This is a genomic window from Xenorhabdus stockiae, from assembly GCF_002632825.1.
GTDB lineage: Bacteria > Pseudomonadota > Gammaproteobacteria > Enterobacterales > Enterobacteriaceae > Xenorhabdus > Xenorhabdus stockiae.
The window spans coordinates 18,312-39,613 of sequence record NZ_NJAJ01000032.1 but is presented as its reverse complement, the minus strand read 5'-3'; the positions used below and the strand labels follow the sequence as shown (position 1 = coordinate 39,613).

Below are 21,302 nucleotides of genomic sequence, written 5' to 3'. Positions count from 1 at the left end.
TTCAAAAAATAGATAAATCGGACCACCGCAATAAGCAGGCAGCCCAATTCGTTGATCCGGAGAAGTTATGTACTCAGAGGGGTTTCAGTTAGCTGAGATGTAGCCTCTGCTTTGCCTCAGTAATAGCCAGCACTACCTGTTTCTGTGCCACACCACCTTTTGCCAGACGTTTATCCAGACAGGACTGTAACGATAAAATATCGTATACATCGATTGAAATAGTTTCACTGAACTTTTGTAATTCAGATAATGATAACTCTTCCAGCGCCTTACCTTTCTTTATTGCAGCAATCACTACTTCACCAACAATGTGATGTGCTTCACGGAATGGGACACCTTTTGCCACCAGATAATCGGCTAATTCCGTAGCATTAGCATAGCCCTGCTTTGCTGCCTCCCGGCAACGCTCACGTTTTATCTGAATGCCATCCAATACCATTGCTGCCATATGCAGGCAAACCCGCCAAGTATCTAACGCATCAAACAGCCCTTCTTTATCCTCTTGCATATCTTTGTTATAAGCGAGAGGCAGCCCTTTTAATGTCATCATCATACCTGTCAATGCACCCTGTACCCGGCCACATTTACCGCGGATAAGTTCCAGTGCGTCAGGGTTTTTCTTTTGAGGCATCAAAGAGGAACCAGACGTTACCCGATCCGATAATTCAATAAAGTCTGCTTCTCCACTGTTGAAGAAAATCAGATCTTCGGCAAAACGTGAAAGATGGATCATACTGATGCTGGCATTTGATAGCAGTTCCAGCACATGATCACGGTCTGACACGCTGTCTAAACTATTACGGGTTGCTGAGGCAAAACCAAGCCATGAAGCCAGTTGTTCCCGATCAATATCATAAGCCGTTCCCGCTAACGCACCACATCCCAACGGGCTGACATCCAACCGTTTTAAAGTATCCTGCAAACGGCTTTCATCACGGGCAAGCATTTCTGCATATGCGAGACACCAATGTGCGAAAGTCACCGGCTGCGCCCGCTGTAAATGAGTATACCCCGGCATAACGGCATCCTGATTATTCTCAGCCGTAATCACTAATGCCTGTTGTAATGCTGTCAGAGCCTGCCGGATATCCGCTATCTGATCCTTACACCACAACTTCAGGTCAGTCGCGACCTGATCATTACGGCTGCGTCCTGTATGCAGTTTTTTGCCTAAATCCCCAACTTTTGCGATCAACTGGCCTTCCACCCAACTATGAATATCTTCCGCATCGCTTTGCAAAATAGCCTCTGGGTTGGTTCTCACTTCATCCAGTAATGCATTCAACGCCAACGCCAGCTTCTGCTGCTCTTCAGATGTCAGAACACCAACTGTGACCAGCGCCTTTGACCATGCGACAGAGCCAAAAATATCCTGCTCTGCCAGACGATAATCAAAACACAGGGAATCATTAAACTGCTTAAATTGCTGATCAGCTTCCTGACTAAAGCGCCCACCCCAAAGTGCCATAATTGCATTCCTCTTCTTTTTATTAGCCGGAAATTACTTTTTGCTTTTCAGCGCACGAATGCGGGAAGAAAGCGAATGGAGGCGGATAAACCCTTCAGCATGGCTGTGATCATAGACTTCATCCTCACCAAAAGTAGCAAACTCTTCAGAGTAGAGGCTATAAGGAGATGTTTTCTGAGTGGCTGTCACCTGCCCCTTATACAGCTTCAGGATCACTTCACCACTGACATTCTCAGCCAGCATCTCTGCCGCAGCCTGAATAGACTGACGCAGCGGCACAAACCAGCGCCCATCGTAAACAACATAAGACATCTCCAGACCCAGCTGCTGACGCCATTTAAAACTGTCACGATCCAGAACTAATTGTTCAATACCGCGCAGAGCCGCCATCATGATGGTTCCTCCCGGTGTTTCATAACAGCCACGGGACTTCATTCCGACCAGACGGTTTTCCACAATATCAATCCGGCCAATACCATGTTTAGCACCCAGCTCATTCAATTCATTAAGGCATTGATATGGCGACAGTATCTTCCCATTGACTCCGACAACCTCTCCTTTCTCAACAGTGACAGAAAGATATTCAGGTTCGTCAGGAGCATCTTCCGGCGCTACAGTCCACTCCCAACAATCTTTATTCGCTGCATTCCACGTATTTTCCAATACACCACCTTCGGTGGAAATGTGCCACGCGTTTTCATCACGGCTGTAAATTTTTTCCAGTGTTGCCGTAGTAGGAATATCACGGACTTTCAGGTAATCCAACAACGCCTCGCGGGAACGCAAATCCCACTCTCGCCACGGAGCGACGACTTTCAGATGTGGAGCCAATGCCGTATAGGTACTCTCAAAACGAACCTGATCATTCCCTTTACCCGTCGCCCCATGCGCCAGTGCATCAGCACCCACTTTCAGGGCCAGTTCAACCTGCGCTTTGGCAATAATCGGGCGAGCCATTGAAGTACCGAGCAAATAACTGCCTTCGTACAATGCTCCGGTTTTCAGTACCGGATAAACATATTCTTTAATGAATTCTTCACGCAGATCGGCGATATGGCATTCTGAAGCGCCGGAACGTAATGCTTTTTGTTCTATACCATCCAAATCTTCACGGCTCTGACCAACATCGGCGACAAATGCAATAACATCACAGTTGCCATAATGTTCTTTCAGCCACGGAATGATGGCAGAAGTATCCAAACCGCCAGAATATGCCAGCACAATCTTTTTAATACTGTTTTTTACCGAAGTAGTCGTCGTTGTCATAGAGGTAGCCTTTTACTTTTATTCACCAGCAAGTTTTCATCAGAAAGGTGCCATGCTGTTAATCAGTCAAAACCGCTTTCATTCTCTGTTATGTCAGAATGGTTATGCCAGAATGCGAGTGCCAACGGATATACCATTAAATAGAGCAATCAGTTGGTCAGCATAACGCCAGCTGGCGATATCCACCGGACGCCCCAGTGTTTTTGCGGCTTCCAGTGCCGCATGGACTTTCACAACCATGCCGTCAGTAATCACACCCTGTTCAATCATCTGCTGTATTTCTTTTTCTGATACTTCAGGGAGCTTGTTGCCTTTTCCATTCAGAATGCCGCTGACATCTGACAGAAAAACTAAATCGGCATCCAGTGACTGTGCAACAGCTGTAGCAGCTTGATCTGCATTCACATTCATTAATTTGCCGTCTTCTGTAATACCAATAGAGCTAATAATGGGGATATAACCGATATCCAATAAGATTTTCAGCAAATCCGGATTACCGGGAGAAGCCATGCCCGTGTGACCAAATTCCTCGTTAAACTGAGAAACTTTCACAACACAGCCATCACCCAAACATAGACCAACCGCAGGTAAACGGTATTTTATCGCCCAGGAGAGTAAGGTTTTATTAGCTGTGCCAGCCAGTGTCCCGGTAATAATATCGATCTGATCTGCTGGCGTTACACGCAGGCCCTGTTTCTTGATAATCGGCAACTGTAATTTCTGCATCAGTTCATCAACCAAGCAACCGCCCCCATGTACAATGACTAAAGGACGTTTATGCGTTTTTCGATATAACTGCAATGTGGAAAATAATCGTACCAGCGCTTCATCACTATCTAATAACACCCCACCCAACTTGATAACTAATGGCTCCATCAGATTTATCCTCTGTCGGTATCAAATAATTTCTGAAATAAAAAAGCTCTGAATTCAAAACACATTGAATTAAAGTAACGCCTGAGTTTCTTCGAACCCGAAGCGAATATTCATACACTGCACGGCCTGCGCTGCTGCACCTTTCAGAAGATTATCCTCAGCCCCGACAATAATCAGATGCTGGCCTTGTACAGCAAAACCAATATCACAGAATGGCAACCCGACGACCCCTTTCAGGGCAGGAACACCTTTTTCATAGAGCCGAATAAGTGGTTTATCGTGATAAGCCTGTTGATAGGCATGCCTGACTTGTTCTTCTGTGATACCGGCTTTCAGCTTGCAGGTAATCGTAGCTAAGATCCCTCGCGCAAAATTGCCTAAATGGGGGATGAAAATTACATCTGTCCCTAAATGTGTAGCAATTTCCGGCTGGTGGCGATGATTGAAAACACCGTAAGGCTGCAAACTGACTTCACAGAAATTGTTATTTATCGACGCCTTACGCCCGGCCCCACTCACACCACTGACAGCATTAATAACGGGCCACTGTCCGGTATCCAGCAAACCAGCTTCCAGCAGTGGTTTCAGCGAAAGCTGTGAAACCGTAGGGTAACAACCCGGAACTGCGATCAGCTGAGCTGTTTTAATTTTCTCCGCCTGCCATTCCGCCAGCCCATATACCGCCTGCTCAAGCCAATCGATATTTTTATGCTCAAATCCGTAGTATTCTGAATAAAACAGTGTATTTTGTACGCGATAGGCACCAGATAAATCAAATACGATACAGCCTGCCTGTAGAAATTCCGGAGCAATGTCATGGCTGACTTCGTGTGCGGTAGCAAGGAAAACGATATCAATACCGCTTGCGGCTTCAGCCACATCAGTTAACGGTTGTAAAGGTAAATCAAGGGTTCCTTTATACTGTGGGTAAAGTTCTGACAAGCACTTTCCGGCATCAGAGCTTTGAGCAGAAACCATCAGACCCGCAAGATGTATATAAGGATGGCGTTGCAGACATGCTGCTAACTCCGCTCCGGTATAGCCACTGGCACCAACTATCAGCGTATTAAGCATGGGATTTATTCACCTTGTATTAACCCAATGTATTGTATTAACCCAATGTAGTAACCCGATTACACAATTGAATTTATATTCAATTAAATTGCATTAATATTGATACTATCTTGAATAAGGGCTGTCAACAGTGAATATTAAATTACCAACGTTTATTGAGTTATATCGCCAGCTTATCGCAGCACCTTCCATCAGTGCCGTGGATGAGGAGCTAGATCAAAGTAATGAATCTGTTATCTCTCTATTGGCTGACTGGCTGAAACAGATTGGTTTTGAAATTGAGGTTCAGCCTGTGCCGGAATCTCGCGGAAAATTTAATATGCTTGCAACGTTAGGGAGTGGGTCTGGAGGGTTACTCTTATGCGGTCATACAGACACTGTACCATTTGATGCCGGGCGCTGGACTCAAGATCCATTCACACTGACAGAACGTGATAGCAAATTATACGGTCTGGGAACTGCTGATATGAAAGGCTTCTTTGCCTTTATCATTGATACAATACGAGATATTGATATTAGTAAGCTGTCTCACCCACTCTATATTCTGGCAACCGCAGATGAAGAAACCTCAATGGCTGGTGCCCGATACTTTGCCGCAAACGCAACTATCCGACCTGATTTTGCCATTATTGGCGAACCGACATCACTACAGCCAATCCGCGCCCATAAAGGGCATGTTGCCCATGCTATCCGTATTGAAGGGAAATCCGGCCACTCCAGTGATCCGGCGCGGGGTGTTAACGCCATTGATTTGATGCATGAGTCCATCACACAGCTGATGAAATTACGTCATACCTTGCAGGAGCGTTACCATAATCCGGCTTTCGCTATTCCGTATCCCACCATGAATTTCGGTCATATCCACGGTGGTGATGCAGCTAACCGGATCTGTGCCTGCTGTGAGCTGCATATGGATATTCGCCCGCTACCCGGCCTGACATTACAGGATTTGAATGAAGCACTGAATGAATCACTGGAACCCGTCAAGCAACACTGGCCGGGACGCCTGAATGTGACAGAACTTCATCCTCCCGTTCCCGGTTATGAGTGTCCGACCAATCACAAGCTGGTAGGTGTTATCGAAAAACTGTTGGGAAAAAAAGCAGAAACCGTCAATTACTGTACGGAAGCACCTTTTATTCAGCAACTCTGCCCGACAATAGTTCTGGGGCCGGGTTCCATTGAGCAGGCCCATCAACCTGATGAGTATATAGAGGTATCAATGATTGAGCCGACAAGGAAACTGATTGCCCAAATTGTGGAGCATTTTTGCTTGGGTGTGAATTAATATTATCCAAGATAACTTAATACCCTCCCCAGCCTTCATGCTGGGGAATCTCACGCGCCTTATATTCCACGTCTGAAGGCCAAAATTTTACGTCACACTGGATAAACACAATAAACTGACTAATATTAATTAGTTAATGGATAACATCATGAAATAAATCACAAAATAAATGTAGTAATCACGAGCAAAATGACGGGTATATGAAAAAAAAGAAAATTTTAATCATCAGAATAGATTTTCTTGGTGATATGATATGTACAACACCTTTAATCCATACCATAAAGAAAACATTTCCAAATGCTGAGATTCATGTTTTAGCCAATAAATATAATGCTCCAGTGCTGGATAGAAATCCTGATATTTCATTTGTCCATACTTATGTTTATAGCAAAAATCGTGAACGCAACGTACATCCCGGGATATTAAATTCATTGATAAATAGGATTGCTCTTATTTTACGGCTGAGGAAAATGCAATTTGATATTGGAATAATTCCGAATGGTGGATTAAATAAAAATAGCATCCAGTTTATTCGACAATTAAATATACCCGATTGTCGCTGGCACACAAAGGAAAGTGAATTTGATGATAGAGATCCTAATCATGTCACTCATAGGCCAATAAAACATGAGATTTTATCTGGATTTGACTTGATCCCCGAAGTTGAAACACCCAAGCTCAATACATTAAAACCCTATGTTTATCCTGATCCAATTTTACGTGGGGAATGGATGAAAAATATAGGACAAGGAAATAAACCTAAAATAGGTTTGTTTATTTCTAACAAATCAGCAAACAGAAAATTGGATATAAAAAAATGGGCTGATTTAGTAAGATTGATAGGAAATAAATCTGATTTTTTTATTTTCCATGACCAAAATGAAGAAATAAAAGAACAATACTTTACTGATCTTTCAGTTCATTACCTTAAAACAGAACATGTTCAAGATATGATTGCAGCTACTAGCTGTATGGACATTATTGTTTCAGCCGATAGCGCTCCAGTGCACCTAAGTTCAGCATTACAAATACCTGTGGTCTCTTTATTTGAAAATAGGCCTGAAAAATATTTACGCTGGCATCCTATTAATGTTGAAAGTATCCTTTTAAAAGAAGGAAGTATAGTAAATGACATTGATGTGAGAAGAATATGTGATGCCGTCAATCTTTTACTGAAAAAATGTTACAGCCCCTCTCTGACTAGTGATAACTATAGTTAATTATTTATTGGTATGTTAAGTCAATTGATACTTCTTAATCGTAAAAAATAAAACAGCAACAATTTAAAGCAGCATCCGTGCCATTGCTGCTTTTGCCAACAGCTACCCTCTATACCAAGCAGCTTCCACGTAGCAGTTTGTGCAGATACCTTTCCCAACATGAATTTCTTTCCTGATCACACTGAATATTCCTCACTGGAAATAAGCCATTTCCTAATTGACTAAAAATCCCGCTTCGCTCATTCTATTTGGACATCTAAACGGATAGACATATAAACACTTAAGCATCTAAATATAATCGGAGAAAAACTCCGTTCGTTCACGAGGGTACAGGGTATGAGTTTCTTTCACGCTAATCATCAAGAGGCACTAAATCAGAATCTGGCTGAACTTGAAGGTCAAATTCGTGTTTCCTTCGAATTTTTTCCACCCCAAACGGCTGAAATGGAACAGACCCTGTGGAAGTCCATTGACCGTCTAAGCAAACTTAAGCCTAAGTTTGTTTCCGTGACTTATGGAGCTAATTCTGGTGAGCGTGATCGTACTCATAGCATCATTAAGGGCATCAAAGACAGAACAGGCCTTGAAGCTGCGCCTCATCTAACTTGTATTGATGCCAACCGTGAAGAATTGTGTAACATCGCCCACGATTACTGGAGTAGCGGGATTCGTCATATTGTGGCCTTGCGTGGCGATTTACCAAATGGCAGCAGTAAACCTGAAATGTACGGTGCTGATTTGGTTGAGCTCTTAAAAAAAGAGGCTGATTTTGATATTTCCGTGGCGGCTTATCCGGAAGTCCATCCCGAAGCAAAAAGTGCGCAATCTGACCTGATTAACCTGAAAAGAAAAATTGATGCCGGTGCCAATCGCGCTATTACTCAATTCTTTTTTGATGTGGAAAGTTATCTTCGTTTTCGTGATCGCTGTGTTTCAACAGGAATTGATGTAGAAATCGTGCCGGGTATTTTGCCTGTCTCTAACTTCCGTCAGCTACAGCGGTTTGCGACTATGACTAATGTTCGTATCCCAAGCTGGATGACCAGAATGTTTGAAGGATTAGATGATGACCCTGAAAGCCGCAGCTTAGTGGGCGCTTCAATAGCAATGGATATGGTGAAAATTCTGAGCCGTGAAGGAGTGAAAGACTTCCATTTTTATACGCTGAACCGAGCAGAATTGAGTTATGCAATCTGCCATACATTAGGGGTTCGCCCTTGTTAAATTTCATTTCCGCCGAACTCTTTAGTTCGGCGAAGACAAAACTTCCTTACTGATTACAATCAAACGGTGACGATGTAAATCTGTGTCTCTTCCCCAGCAAAACGCATCCCATTTATCAAGAAGTTCATCCATTTGGTTTTAAATCACACAGAATATGAGCAATTTCCCATCAGCACATCCTGTTATTTCTGGAAATAAACCAAAACACAAATCCAACAATAATAACCATACTAACAATATTCAGGATATACCACCCAGCCTGATCGCTCATCACCATACCCACTGACAGAGAAGCAAGCATATTGGACAGATAGGTAATAAGCGAATTCACTCCCTGTAATTTATGTTTGAATGGACTACCGATACAATAAGCAAAACCGGACAGTTTCCCATCCGGTTTCACCCTTTTTCTCATCAAGAAAACGAAATACTAGCCTGTATTGCGCATCCCTGCCGCAACACCTGCTATTGTTACCATCAGCGCCAGCTCTACGCGAGGATCAGGCTGTTCCTGCTGGCGGGAACGCTGTAATAGCTCTGCCTGTAAAACATTCAGCGGGTCTGTATAAACATTACGTAATGCGATGGATTCCGCTATCCACGGTAGATCCGCCATCAGTTGCCCATCACGTGAAACAGCCAGAACAGTCTCGATATCGGCTAAAAGTTGATTACGTAGTTTCGTACCCAGCGGCCACAGTTTTTTATCAACCAAACGTTGGTCATAATATTCCGCCAACCATAAATCAGCTTTGGCAAAAACCATCTCCAGCATAGCGATACGCGTTGTAAAAAATGGCCAGTCACGGGACATTTCCGACAAAGTATCCTGCTGATCAGCCTCTATCACATGCTGTAATGCAGCACCTGCCCCCAGCCATGCCGGAAGCATCAGGCGGTTTTGCGTCCACGCGAAAATCCACGGAATGGCGCGCAGGCTTTCTACTCCACCTGTCGGACGGCGTTTGGCAGGGCGAGAGCCTAACGGTAACTTCGCCAGTTCCTGTTCAGGAGTTGCCGAACGGAAATAAGGCACAAATTCCGGCTGCTCGCGGACGTAATCACGATACATATCACAGGAAATATCGGAAAGCGTATCCATGATCTGCTTCCATTCAGGTTTCGGCTCTGGCGGTGGCAGTAAGTTCGCCTCCAGAATGGCGCTGGCGTACATTGCCAGACTACTAATCGTCACCTGTGGCAAGCCGAACTTGAAGCGGATCATTTCTCCCTGCTCTGTTACACGCAACCCTCCTTTCAGGCTGCCCGGCGGCTGAGAAAGTAATGCCGAATGTGCCGGAGCACCACCACGTCCGATTGTTCCTCCCCGACCGTGAAACAGTGTCAGTTTGACACCTTCTTTTTCACACACTCTGATCAATGCATCCTGAGCACGATACTGTGCCCACGATGCTGCCATCACGCCCGCATCTTTTGCTGAGTCAGAATAGCCAATCATGACCATTTGTTTATCCTGAATCAGTTCACGATACCATTCGATATGGAGCAATTGCTGGATCACACTTTCCGCGTTATTCAGGTCATCAAGCGTTTCAAATAATGGTGCAACAGGTAATGACAATGAACAATCCGCAGCTTTTAGCAGTAATTTCACTGCCAGTACATCTGAAGGGACTTTCGCCATAGAAATCACATAGGCGGCAATCGCATCCGGTGGCGATTCTGCAATGACTTTACAGGTTTCCAATACTTCCTGAGTTTCTGCACTTGGCTGCCAGTGACGAGGAATTAGCGGGCGTTTCGAATTCAGTTCACGCAACAAAAAGGCCTGTTTCTCTGTTTCTGACCAGCTCGCATAATCGCCCATTTCCAGATATCGGGTCAGCTCGGCGATAGCATCAGTATGACGGGTACTTTCCTGACGAATATCAATGCGAACCAGTGACAGACCGAAACAACGGATACGACGCAAAATATCCAGCAACTGACCATCGGCGATAATTTCCATACCGCAGGCTTTCAGAGACTGGTAACAGGCATAGAGCGGCTGCCACAATTGATCGTTATGCAGCAATAAATCTGCGGGAGGAATAACCTGTTCACCTTTAAGGCGTTTTTCCAAATATGCCAGCGTATTATTTAATTGAGTACGCAACTGTTTAGCAATTTCACGATAAGGCTCGATAACCTCATCTCCTCCTGCCAGCTGGCGCAGCTCTGGCGTGCATTCCGACATCGAAAGCTCGGATACCAGAACTTGAATATCCTTCAGAAACAGGTCAGCGGCTTTCCAGCGACTAAGTAACAGCACATGGCGGGTAACTTCTGCGGTGACGTTAGGATTTCCATCCCGGTCGCCTCCCATCCAGGAAGTAAAACGGATTGGCACAGACTCTACCGGTAAGCTGTAACCGATAGATTCTTCCAATTGCTCATTGAATTCACGCAAAAACGCAGGAACACCTTCCCACAGGCTATTTTCCACTACCGCAAAACCCCATTTGGCTTCATCAATCGGGGTAGGGCGGATCTTGCGGATTTCATCAGTATGCCAGGACTGAGCAACCAACTGGCGTAAACGACGCATGATATTGTTATGCTCGTAATCAGCCAAATCATCATGATCCAGCTGTGCCAGACAGGTATTCACTTCAACCAGTTTATGGATCAGAGTGCGGCGGGCAATTTCTGTCGGATGCGCGGTCAGCACCAGTTCAATGGAAAGTTCATTGACCGCCTGAACCAAATCATCATTATTGAAGTTTTTACTTTTCAGCCGTTCAAAGAGTGCTGCTAATGCAACCGGGTTACTGGCTGCTTCACCATGCGGTGAGATGCTGTGATATTGTTCAGCAGCATTGGCCAGATTAAGAAACTGGTTAAACGCTCTGGCAACCGGCAGTAATTCATCATTAGATAAATTTTGCAGTGTCGATAACAGTTGCTGGCGATCAGCGTCATTTCCGGCACGGGATGATTTGGATAGCTTCCTTATCGTTTCAACTTTATCAAGAATATCCTTTCCCTGAGCCTCTTTGATCGTGTTTCCCAGTATCGTACCAAGCATACTGACATTACTTCGCATTGCGGAATATTGTTGATTCATGTGAGTCCTGACCTTGTGTTGCTGTATGCATGTTTACCCTTCGCCTTTCAAGCTGCCTCTTTGTTGGCTGCACTCATTCACCCCGGTCACATAGTTATCTATGCTCCCGGGGATTACTGAGAGGCTCCTGCCTCTCACCGGAGGCCAGCCTTTGGCTGAGCAAATTCGTTCCCGACGAATTTGTCATTCCCTTGCCGCCGCGATGCAACTTGAAATCCATTGGGTATATTTAATCTACTATTCATATCAGAAAACAAACAAATTGGGCGGATTTTATGAAATTTTGTTCAAAACTTTCTTTAACCTGAGTCAGACTATTGGCTTTGAAAATTCCCAACAATGAAGGAAAAACAACGAACTTTTGCTGGTAAATGGGGGCTACGTGAGCCTGCTCCAATCAAAAATAAAAGAGGGAACAGGCATAAATCAAATATTCTGATAGAACGTGCGGATTACTATAAAAGTTGCGATAAACGATTCAAATCTGACTGAATCGCACCGGCCGTGACATCACGCCCTGCGCCCGGGCCACGAATGACCAGAGGATTATCACGATACCAGCGGCTTTCTATGGCGAACACATTATCTCCTGGTAATAACGAGGCTAAAGGATGCTCTGAACGCACCGCTTCTACCCCTACTTTAGCCTTACCTTTGGCATCAAAGCGCGCCACATAACGCAGTACCATGCCCATTTCACGCGCAGCTTCCAACCGTTTCTGCATTTGCTCATTGATAGCTGAGCTGTTTTCAAAAAACTCGTCAATCGAGCCAATGCTGGCTTCTGGTGGTACAAGTGACTCTATCCGTACCTGATCCGGCTCAATCTCATAGCCAGCCTCACGAGCCAGAATCACTAGCTTACGCATCACATCCTGACCGGAAAGATCAATGCGGGGATCAGGCTCTGTTAGCCCCTGTTGCCATGCCTGTTCCACCAGATCGCTGAAAGGAACTGTACCGTCAAATTGGAGGAACAGCCACGATAGTGTGCCAGAGAAAATCCCACTGATAGACAGGATCGTATCGCCACTTTCCCGTAAGTCCCTGACAGAATAGTTAATGGGTAACCCTGCACCAACAGTTGCGTTGTATAACCAGTGACGACCAGTCTTTGCAAAAGCATCCCGGATCATGCGATAAGTATTACTGTCGGAGGCACCGGCAGCCTTATTAGCGCTAATCACATGGAAACCATAACTGGCAAAATCGATGTAGTTACCCGCCAACTCTTCACTCGCCGTCACATCAAGTACGACCAAATCATCATAAGGGTGTGCCCGCATCCACAAAAACAGTTCATCATCTGCATGAGTGGTGGCCTCATCATTGAAGAATGCTAATGCCCGGCTTGCATCAATCCCCTGATAATTCAGCAGGCTTCGGCGACTATCAACAATACCTGCCAGAATGAATTCAAAATCACTGCGCGCTGAGATATTTTTCTGTTCACGCGCAAACAGCTCCAGCCAGCGTGAACCAATATTACCTTTTCCAAACAGAACCAAACCGATCTGTTTTTCTGCCCGGAACAAACTCTGATGTAATCCCTGAATCAGATGAGATGTCTGACCCAAGCGCAGTACAGCAACCAGACTGATATCATCTTCAGCATGCCAGATAAACTCAACCGGCTGGTCTTTAAGCTGCTGATAAAAACGGTGGCTATGTAACGGGTTTTTACATACTCCTGCCCCGACCAACGCCACCAGCGAAAACCCTTCACGCAAGGAAAGTTTTCCCGGCAAAGAAGCATCCTGTAATACATCAAGGGCACTGTTAACTATTTCAGAGGTATAACAAAGCTGAATCAAATTGCAGTCAGTATGTAGCCCCGTCGCCAACGGCCTGATTTGGGTACGCTTCAGCAATGAGTCGATATCTTTATAGGTTTGTTTAAAATCGAGGGACGAAAAAAGGTGTAACTCAATCAGACAGACATCATCGTGGCTGGTTACAATCTTTGCTCCCATCCCGGATGCCAGAACCCGCTCAATACGGGTAGAACCCTGTTCAGGTTGGTAACTGCAACGTAATTGCAAATCGATATCACTGAGCGAAACAGGCTGTAATGTTCGGGTATGAAGTACAGGAGCAGCCAGACGCGCCAGTTCACTCGCTTCATCCAGACGCAATAATGGCAACAGGCATGCATCGCTGACTTTACGTGGATCAGCACTGTAAACCCCGGCTACATCACTCCAGATAGTCACTTTTTTGGCACCCGCCAATGCCCCAACCTGGGTAGCAGAATAGTCACTGCCATTGCGCCCTAATAGTACGGTTTCTCCTTTATGGTTACTGGATATGAAACCTGTCACCACCAGACGCTTATCAGAATTCTCAACTAATAACTGGCTCAATAAAGGCTGGGATAAGATAACATCGACCTGCGGCTGGGCCGCCCGTTCAGCCCGCAGGAACTGACGCGCATCCAGCCATGCGCTGGAAATACCCTGAGATTCAAGCACTGCGGCCATCAGGCGTGCGGACCATATTTCGCCATGACCAACAACTTCAGCGTAGGTAATATCACTCACCGGTTTATCCAGTAATGCACTCAGCCTTTCCAAATCAGCAACAAAATCTGCGATCAGTGTTTCGGCGGCAGCTTCTGGCAACAATCCCCGGATTAATTCCTGCTGATAACGCCGTAAGGCCTGCTGAACCTGATGCGCTGAAATACGATCATTCTGGCTCAATTTCAGCCAGTCAATCAGCTGGTTCGTCGTACTCCCCGCCGCCGATACCACCATCAAATCACCCGGCTGGCTGTAGTTCGCCATAATATCCGCAACCCGCTTATAACATTTCACGTCTGCAAGGCTGCTACCGCCAAATTTATGTAACTGGCGGCCAGATTCCGCCCCCGCTATTGCCAGTTCAACCATAATGAATGCTTACCTCGTTGCCGCTGCCTGAAATGCACTATCCAGATCAGCAATTAAATCCTGACTGTCTTCTATTCCCACCGAGATACGAAGAAGTGAATCCGTAATTCCCGCCTGTTTCCTTGCTTCTGCCGACATACCAGCATGTGTCATCGTTGCAGTATGAGAAATCAATGATTCCACACCACCCAGCGATTCGGCCAGAGTAAATAATTTTAACCCAGATAAAAAGCCACGCATTGTTTGTTCATCACCAGCAAGTTCAAAACTCAGCATCGCACCAAATCCGGCCTGCTGTTGGCGTGCTATTTCATGGCCCGGATGATCTTTCAGCCCCGGATAATAGAGTTTTTTCACCTGTGGCTGTTGTTGCAGATATTCCGCAATGGCAGCCGCATTATTTTGCTGTAGAAGTACCCGGGCTGATAATGTACGAATTCCCCGCAACAGCAAATAACTGTCAAAAGCCCCGCCTGTTACGCCGATATTATTCGCCCACCATGCCAAATCCTCGGCAATAGAGGGATCTTTAGCAACCACCGCACCAGCAATTAAATCAGAGTGCCCATTCAGGTATTTTGTACAGGAATGAATAACCAAATCTGCCCCCAAATCCAGTGGCTTCTGTAAGACGGGACTCAGAAATGTGTTATCGACTACCGTTAATGCACCGGCTTCACGAGCCAGTTCACAGATGTACCGGATATCCACGATCCGCAGCAACGGATTACTGGGTGTTTCAATCAATACCAGTTTGGGCTTTTGGGCAAGAGCCTGCTTCAATGCTGCATCATCCGACTGATCCACAAAAATAACATTGTAGGCTCCACGGCGACTTAAACTGTCAAACAGGCGATAACTCCCGCCATAGCAATCATGGGGAGCCACCAGCAGATCTCCCGGCTGTAAGAATACCGTGCATAACAAGTGAATCGCTGACATCCCACTGCTGGTCATCACAGCCCCTGCACCGCCTTCCAGTTCAGCCAGAACCTGCTGGACAACATCACGCCCCGGGTTACCGCGCCGGGAATAGTCATGCGCTCTGGGTTCATTAAATCCCGTGAAATTATACGTACTGGAAAGATAGACGGGAGGAACAACACAGCCATATTGTTCGTCAACATTGATACCACTTTGAACTGCAGCCGTTGCTTGTTTACAACCTGCTATTTGTTTAAACCCCATAGCTCTACCCATTATTGTATTTTAGGAGTGACAGAAGAATAACCTCCAGAAATATAGACGTCAATACATCTAGACATCCAAAAAGATTTGCGCTTTAATAATACAATCCGTCTATTACCCCTGTTTTGATGTCAGATGAGGGCATATTTTCTGAAATCCTTAACCGTAGCGATATAGTCGATAGGGGAAATATGCTAAAATGCGGAATTATCGACACGAACATAGTTCAGAAATAATTTCTTTTATTTCTGATTTCAATTGCTTGATTTAAAACTATTTAAGGTATCTCATGGCTGAGTGGAATGGTGAGTATGTCAGCCCTTATGCTGAACATGGCAAAAAAAGTGAACAAGTCAAAAAGATTACGGTTTCAATTCCATTAAAGGTATTGAAGATACTGACTGATGAACGCACCCGCCGTCAGGTAAATAATCTGCGTCATGCAACAAATAGCGAATTACTGTGCGAAGCATTTCTCCATGCATTCACCGGACAGCCTCTGCCTGATGACGACGATTTACGCAAAGAGCGTCATGATGAAATTCCTGAAGCAGCCAAAGAGATAATGCGTGAGTGTGGGATTGATCCCGATACTTGGGAATATTGATATCTCTTTTATCTCAAGTCGTTGTTTATAGGCTGTACTGCGACTTGAAATCAATCAGATGCAGGCAGTTAAAATTGCATTCGTTTAAAACAAAAACGCCCGGCATATAACCGGGCGTTTTTGTTGGCAGTAAGAATTACTTCTTAGCACCTGGAACGCTGAAACGTTTGTTAAAGCGATCAACACGACCACCAGTCGCAACGTCACGCTGCTTACCAGTGTAGAACGGGTGGCATGCACCACAAACGTCCAAGTTCACATCGTGACCGGTAGATTTGATTTTGATAACGTTACCGCAAGAACAGGATGCAGTAATTTCTTCGTATTTAGGGTGAATACCTTGTCTCATGGGGAAAACCTCTGTTAAGGCCGTGTCGCTATCCGGCCTTATTGCCGCCAGACACCACACGTCGTGTTGATTAAAATAAGTTCGGTAATTTTTATACCAAAGGCGGCGGATCATACAGAATATCGTTTTATTGCGCAATGAAATCTGCTGAGTTGCTATGATACTCTTTGTTTATATGTTTGCCATTAATCATCCGGAAATCACTTTATGACAGTTGTTCAGGTTGCGTTACCTGTCCCTTTGGCCCGCTCTTTTGATTACCTGTTACCCGAAGGATTACCCGTTCCTGCTCTTGGAATACGGGTGCGAGTGCCTTTTGGCAAACGCAGTGCAATTGGTGTTGTCACCGGGATCACCGACAACAGTGAATTCGCTCCAGAACAACTGAAATCAATTACTGAACTTCTTGATGAAGCTACCCTTTTCCCTGGCGATCTCTGGCAATTACTCCAATGGTCCGCCCACTATTATCACTACCCGCTCGGGGAAGTTCTTTTTCATGCTATGCCTGTTTTGCTGCGGCAGGGCAAACCAGCAGAATTTTCCCCGCTCTGGCAATGGCAAATAACAGAAACCGGCCAACAAGTGCCACCAGAACAACTTAAACGCTCAGCTAAACAACAACAGGCATTAGCCAAACTGCGCCAGCAATCCGTTTATCGCCATCAGGTTTCTGAATTAGAAATCAGCGAAAGTGCACTACAGGCACTGAAAAAAAAGGGGTTCATTGATTTGCATCCGGTACAACCGGAAGCGGAGAACTGGCGGGAACATTTTCAGATTATCGGCGAACGGCTGAAACTCAATACTGAACAGGCCACCGCAGTTGGCGCGATTCGCGCAGAAGATAAAACTTTCGCTCCCTGGTTACTTGCTGGTATCACAGGTTCAGGTAAAACCGAAGTTTATCTGAGTGTACTGGAAAATATTCTGGAGCAGGGAAAACAGGCGCTGATTCTGGTTCCTGAAATTGGTTTAACACCCCAGACTATTTGCCGATTCAGAGAACGTTTCAATGCACCTGTCGATGTTCTGCATTCGGCTTTAAATGACAGTGAAAGGTTATCCGTATGGTTAAGAGCCAGACGGGGAGAAAATGCGATTGTTATCGGCACCCGCTCCGCACTGTTTACACCTTTTGCCCACTTAGGTGTCATCATTATTGATGAAGAACATGACAGCTCCTATAAACAACAGGAAGGCTGGCGTTATCACGCCCGTGATCTGGCGGTATTCCGGGCCAAAAAAGAGAGCATTCCCATTATTCTGGGAACCGCAACCCCTGCGCTGGAAACACTGCACAATGTACAGCAGGGTAAATATCGGCAACTCACTTTGACAAAACGGGCAGGTCACGCCCAACCAGCCACTCAACACCTGCTTGATATGAAAGGCTTACCGCTGACTGTCGGGCTATCTCAGCCACTGATTAACCGCATTAGAGAACATTTAAAAGCCGATAATCAGGTTATTCTGTTCCTGAACCGGCGCGGTTATTCGCCTGCCCTGCTCTGCCATGAATGTGGCTGGATAGCAGAATGTCAGCGTTGTGATCACTATTACACCCTTCATCAGAATCATCGCCATCTGCGCTGTCATCACTGTGACAGCCAACGTCCTATCCCACGCCAATGCCCACAATGTGGGACGACAAATCTCATCCCGGTAGGGCTGGGAACGGAGCAACTTGAGGATGGTATCAGCCAACTATTTCCCGATATTCCGGTTACCCGTATCGATAGAGATACCACCAGCCGCAAAGGGGCTTTAGAGCAACAACTGGCTGACGTTCATCAGGGAGGAGCCCGCATTCTAATCGGAACCCAAATGCTGGCAAAAGGCCACCATTTCCCTGATGTCACACTCGTCGCTTTACTGGATGTGGATGGTGCCCTGTTTTCTGCCGATTTTCGTGCCGCTGAGCGCTTTGCACAACTATATACTCAGGTTTCCGGCCGGGCAGGACGCGCTGGCAAACAGGGAGAGGTCGTCCTTCAGACTCACCATCCCGACCATCCGCTTTTGCAGGTATTGCTGGAAAAAGGCTATGACGCATTTGCCCGGCAAGCAATAGAAGAACGCCAGCAGGTTCTTCTACCCCCTTTTGTCAGCCATATCATGCTGCGATCAGAAGATCACGATAATCAGCAGTCTCCTGCTTTTTTACAGCAAATGCGCCAACTACTTGAACAACACCCCCTGTATAATGACCAGCTATGGATTATGGGCCCTGTTCCTGCCTTACAGGCCAAACGCAGTGGTCGTTATCGCTGGCAATTACTGGTGCAGCATCCTTCGCGTATTTATCTCCAGAAAATGATGACTGAGGTCTATCCGGGTATTACAGCACTACCTCTGGCACGTAAGGTTAAATGGAATATTGATGTCGATCCGACTGAAGGCTAATAAAAAAACGCGGCCATAAAAATTCAAAACTAAGCAGAACCCCATGAAAAACAGTGAAACTTATTTCCTTAATTTGCGAAGCAGCTCTAAGAAATGATGCGTATCACATTTTTTATGCAAACAAAGTAACGGATTGAACTGTTAATCTGTTTAAAATGGATTTATTAATATGCCTGTAGAAAACGAATCCGCCAGCGTTTCCCCACAGAAATGGCTGGCGTTTTTTGTCGTTAATTTTTTAACTTTACGGATATACCCAATGGATTTCAAATTGCATCGCGGCGGCAAGGGAGCGAGTCCCCGGGAGCATAGATAACTATGTGACCGGGGTGAGCAAGCGCAACCAACAAAGAGGCAACTTGAAAGACGAAGGGTATAGCAATCGTTTCACTGCCAGTAGAAAGCGAGGAGCGGCTATGGAAAAAAAGAATTGTGCATTGGCGACAATGAAAGATGTAGCCAAAGTAGCGGGTGTTTCTACCGCAACTGTATCAAGAACGCTAATGAATCCTGATAAAGTTTCTGCGCACACCCGCCAAAAAGTAGAAAATGCAGTACTGGAAGTGGGTTACTATCCCCATAATCTCGCGAAAAATTTAAGACGGAATGAATCCAGAGCAATTCTGGTCATTGTTCCTAATATCTGCGACCCTTTCTTCAATGAAATTATCCGTGGTATTGAAGAGGCCGCAGCACAACATGGTTATCTGGTTCTGATTGGTGACTGTAAACACCAGCAACAGCAGGAACATGCCTTTATTAACCTGCTTATCACCAAACGCATTGATGGCATGATACTGCTCGGTTCAAACATTCCATTCGATGTTTCCAAAGAAGAACAGAAAAATATGCCTCCTATGGTGATGGCCAACGAATTTGCGCCTGAGCTGGAACTTCCCACCGTCCACATTGATAACCTGACCTCTGCCTTCAATGCCACGCACCACCTGCAAGCTCTAGGCCATAAGCGCATTGCCTGTATCACCGGCCCAGAATCAATGCCCCTGTGCCAATACCGGCTTCAGGGTTACATTCAGGCATTACGCCGTGCCGGTCTGCCTATCCGGGATGAATACATTATCAGAGGCGATTTTACTCACGAAAGTGGCGCTGAATTAGCAGAAAAACTGCTCACTCTAAGAAATCCACCCAGTGCTATTTTCTGCCATAGTGATGTCATGGCTATCGGCGCAATGTGGCAAGCTAAAAAAATGGGGTTAAAATTACCAGAAGATCTTTCCATTATTGGTTTTGATAATATCAACACAGCGCAATATAGCGACCCCCCTCTGACAACCGTGGCACAGCCATGTTATGAAATTGGGCATAACTCAATGCTTTTGCTGCTGGAACAGCTTCAGGGCCGTATGGTTTCGAAAGGTTCACGATTACTGGATGCAGAACTTCTTATTCGAGGAAGTACTTGTTCGCCTAAAAGCTAGGCAAATAAAGACATGTTCAGTAACATTAGGTATCTATTCCTTAATTTTTTTATAACTCAGCGAATTAAATACAGTGGCACAACGAGATTATGTGGGTCGCGGGCATTCTAATCCCCGCAAGAAAGGTTCTGGTAAGAAAAAAAATCAGGCTAAAGGGCTGCCTAAAACACTATTAGTCATTGCTGTAGCTCTGGTCGTCACATTTATTGGCGGGCTTTATTTCATCGTACACACTAAACATGAAAGTGAAAAAAATATACCGCCAGTTGCTCACCAGCCTAAAGGCCATAGTCTGCCACCAAAACCAGAAGAACGCTGGAGCTATATTAAGGAGCTGGAAAACCGGCCTGTGGGTCTGCCATCAATTCAGGATCCATCGTTAACAACCGGCCAGCCAAACAACCGGCCAGCGGAACTGACCCCAGAACAGCGCCAGTTACTTGAACAGATGCAGGCCGACATGCGCCAGACGCCTGTCCAATTGGCTGAAGTCCCCTATAACAGTGAGCCAGTACCCCGCTCACGTGTGATTATCAATCCACCGTCACAACAGCCGCTTTCAGAATACACACCACAGCAAAATAAGCCGTCAGTGCCACTACCGTCGCCTCAGGCTCAGGTTCCTCAATCGCAAGCACCCAATGAAACCAATAAGCCCAAGACAGAGACGAATGGCTCCCGAATAATGTTACAATGCGGTTCGTTCCGTACGATGGAACAGGCGGAATCTGTCCGTGCCAACCTTGCGCTGGCAGGTATTGAGAGTAAGATCACAACCAAGGACAGTTGGAATCGGGTGGTATTAGGGCCGTATAAAAACAGAGAAAGTGCAGAAAAAATGCACAGACGTGTGACTAATACAGGTATTCCCAGCTGTATTCTCCGCCCTGCCGGGGGTTGAAAAACCAAAAAGTTCCCCCCATCTTGATTTCTAAT

16 protein-coding genes are annotated in these 21,302 nt (G+C 45.6%); 7 read left to right on the top strand and 9 right to left on the bottom strand.

What is annotated here, in order from left to right:
- Positions 1–88: 88 nt before the first annotated feature.
- The 4 genes from argH to argC all read right to left on the bottom strand — a co-directional run bounded on the left by argH (position 89) and on the right by argC (position 4,684).
- Positions 89–1,468: an argininosuccinate lyase gene (argH, locus tag Xsto_RS15545; RefSeq protein WP_099125629.1), complete on the bottom strand. Its 1,380-nt coding sequence runs from the start codon at positions 1,466–1,468 to the stop codon at positions 89–91.
- Between the two features lie 33 nt (positions 1,469–1,501).
- Positions 1,502–2,734, bottom strand: coding sequence for an argininosuccinate synthase (locus Xsto_RS15540; protein ID WP_099111264.1), 1,233 nt, complete (start codon positions 2,732–2,734; stop codon positions 1,502–1,504).
- A gap of 102 nt (positions 2,735–2,836) precedes the next feature.
- Entirely contained in the window at positions 2,837–3,610 is a 774-nt protein-coding gene (argB, locus tag Xsto_RS15535) for an acetylglutamate kinase (protein WP_099125628.1), read from the bottom strand.
- 69 nt (positions 3,611–3,679) lie between these two features.
- Positions 3,680–4,684, bottom strand: a complete 1,005-nt coding sequence (argC, locus tag Xsto_RS15530) for an N-acetyl-gamma-glutamyl-phosphate reductase (protein ID WP_099125627.1) — start codon at positions 4,682–4,684, stop codon at positions 3,680–3,682.
- A gap of 130 nt (positions 4,685–4,814) precedes the next feature.
- On the opposite strand from argC, the gene argE reads away from it, so the two are divergent.
- From argE to metF, 3 genes are all read left to right on the top strand, one after another.
- Positions 4,815–5,972 (top strand): acetylornithine deacetylase, encoded by a 1,158-nt coding sequence (gene argE / locus Xsto_RS15525; protein WP_099125626.1) that lies wholly within the window; start codon positions 4,815–4,817, stop codon positions 5,970–5,972.
- A 200-nt stretch (positions 5,973–6,172) separates the two neighbouring features.
- The gene (locus Xsto_RS15520; protein ID WP_099125625.1) at positions 6,173–7,192 is read left to right on the top strand and encodes a glycosyltransferase family 9 protein; all 1,020 of its coding nucleotides are present in this window, start codon (positions 6,173–6,175) and stop codon (positions 7,190–7,192) included.
- Between the two features lie 336 nt (positions 7,193–7,528).
- Entirely contained in the window at positions 7,529–8,416 is an 888-nt protein-coding gene (gene metF, locus Xsto_RS15515; protein ID WP_099111258.1) for a methylenetetrahydrofolate reductase, read from the top strand.
- A 169-nt stretch (positions 8,417–8,585) separates the two neighbouring features.
- Here the strand turns inward: metF and Xsto_RS15510 are convergent, their stop codons facing one another.
- The 4 genes from Xsto_RS15510 to metB form a co-directional block, all read right to left on the bottom strand.
- Positions 8,586–8,819 (bottom strand): hypothetical protein, encoded by a 234-nt coding sequence (locus Xsto_RS15510; RefSeq protein WP_099111257.1) that lies wholly within the window; start codon positions 8,817–8,819, stop codon positions 8,586–8,588.
- A gap of 27 nt (positions 8,820–8,846) precedes the next feature.
- Positions 8,847–11,483, bottom strand: coding sequence for a phosphoenolpyruvate carboxylase (gene ppc, locus Xsto_RS15505; protein WP_099125624.1), 2,637 nt, complete (start codon positions 11,481–11,483; stop codon positions 8,847–8,849).
- 455 nt (positions 11,484–11,938) lie between these two features.
- On the bottom strand, positions 11,939–14,374 hold the full coding sequence (locus Xsto_RS15500; protein ID WP_099125623.1) for a bifunctional aspartate kinase/homoserine dehydrogenase II: 2,436 nt from the start codon (positions 14,372–14,374) through the stop codon (positions 11,939–11,941).
- A gap of 9 nt (positions 14,375–14,383) precedes the next feature.
- Positions 14,384–15,562 (bottom strand): cystathionine gamma-synthase, encoded by a 1,179-nt coding sequence (gene metB, locus Xsto_RS15495; RefSeq protein ID WP_099125622.1) that lies wholly within the window; start codon positions 15,560–15,562, stop codon positions 14,384–14,386.
- 289 nt (positions 15,563–15,851) lie between these two features.
- Between metB and metJ the strand changes: the two genes are divergently transcribed.
- The gene (gene metJ, locus Xsto_RS15490) at positions 15,852–16,169 is read left to right on the top strand and encodes a met regulon transcriptional regulator MetJ (RefSeq protein WP_099111253.1); all 318 of its coding nucleotides are present in this window, start codon (positions 15,852–15,854) and stop codon (positions 16,167–16,169) included.
- A 136-nt stretch (positions 16,170–16,305) separates the two neighbouring features.
- On the opposite strand, the gene rpmE is transcribed toward metJ, so the two are convergent.
- Positions 16,306–16,518, bottom strand: coding sequence for a 50S ribosomal protein L31 (gene rpmE, locus Xsto_RS15485; RefSeq protein WP_099111252.1), 213 nt, complete (start codon positions 16,516–16,518; stop codon positions 16,306–16,308).
- A 207-nt stretch (positions 16,519–16,725) separates the two neighbouring features.
- Here rpmE and priA point away from each other — a divergent pair, with 207 nt between their 5' ends.
- The 3 genes from priA (at position 16,726) to ftsN (ending at position 21,267) form a co-directional block, all read left to right on the top strand.
- Complete coding sequence (priA, locus tag Xsto_RS15480; protein ID WP_099125621.1) at positions 16,726–18,924, top strand: primosomal protein N'; 2,199 nt, start codon at positions 16,726–16,728, stop codon at positions 18,922–18,924.
- A gap of 416 nt (positions 18,925–19,340) precedes the next feature.
- On the top strand, positions 19,341–20,366 hold the full coding sequence (cytR, locus tag Xsto_RS15475; protein ID WP_099125620.1) for a DNA-binding transcriptional regulator CytR: 1,026 nt from the start codon (positions 19,341–19,343) through the stop codon (positions 20,364–20,366).
- A 73-nt stretch (positions 20,367–20,439) separates the two neighbouring features.
- Entirely contained in the window at positions 20,440–21,267 is an 828-nt protein-coding gene (gene ftsN, locus Xsto_RS15470) for a cell division protein FtsN (RefSeq protein ID WP_099111249.1), read from the top strand.
- The last annotated feature ends 35 nt before the right edge of the window (positions 21,268–21,302 follow it).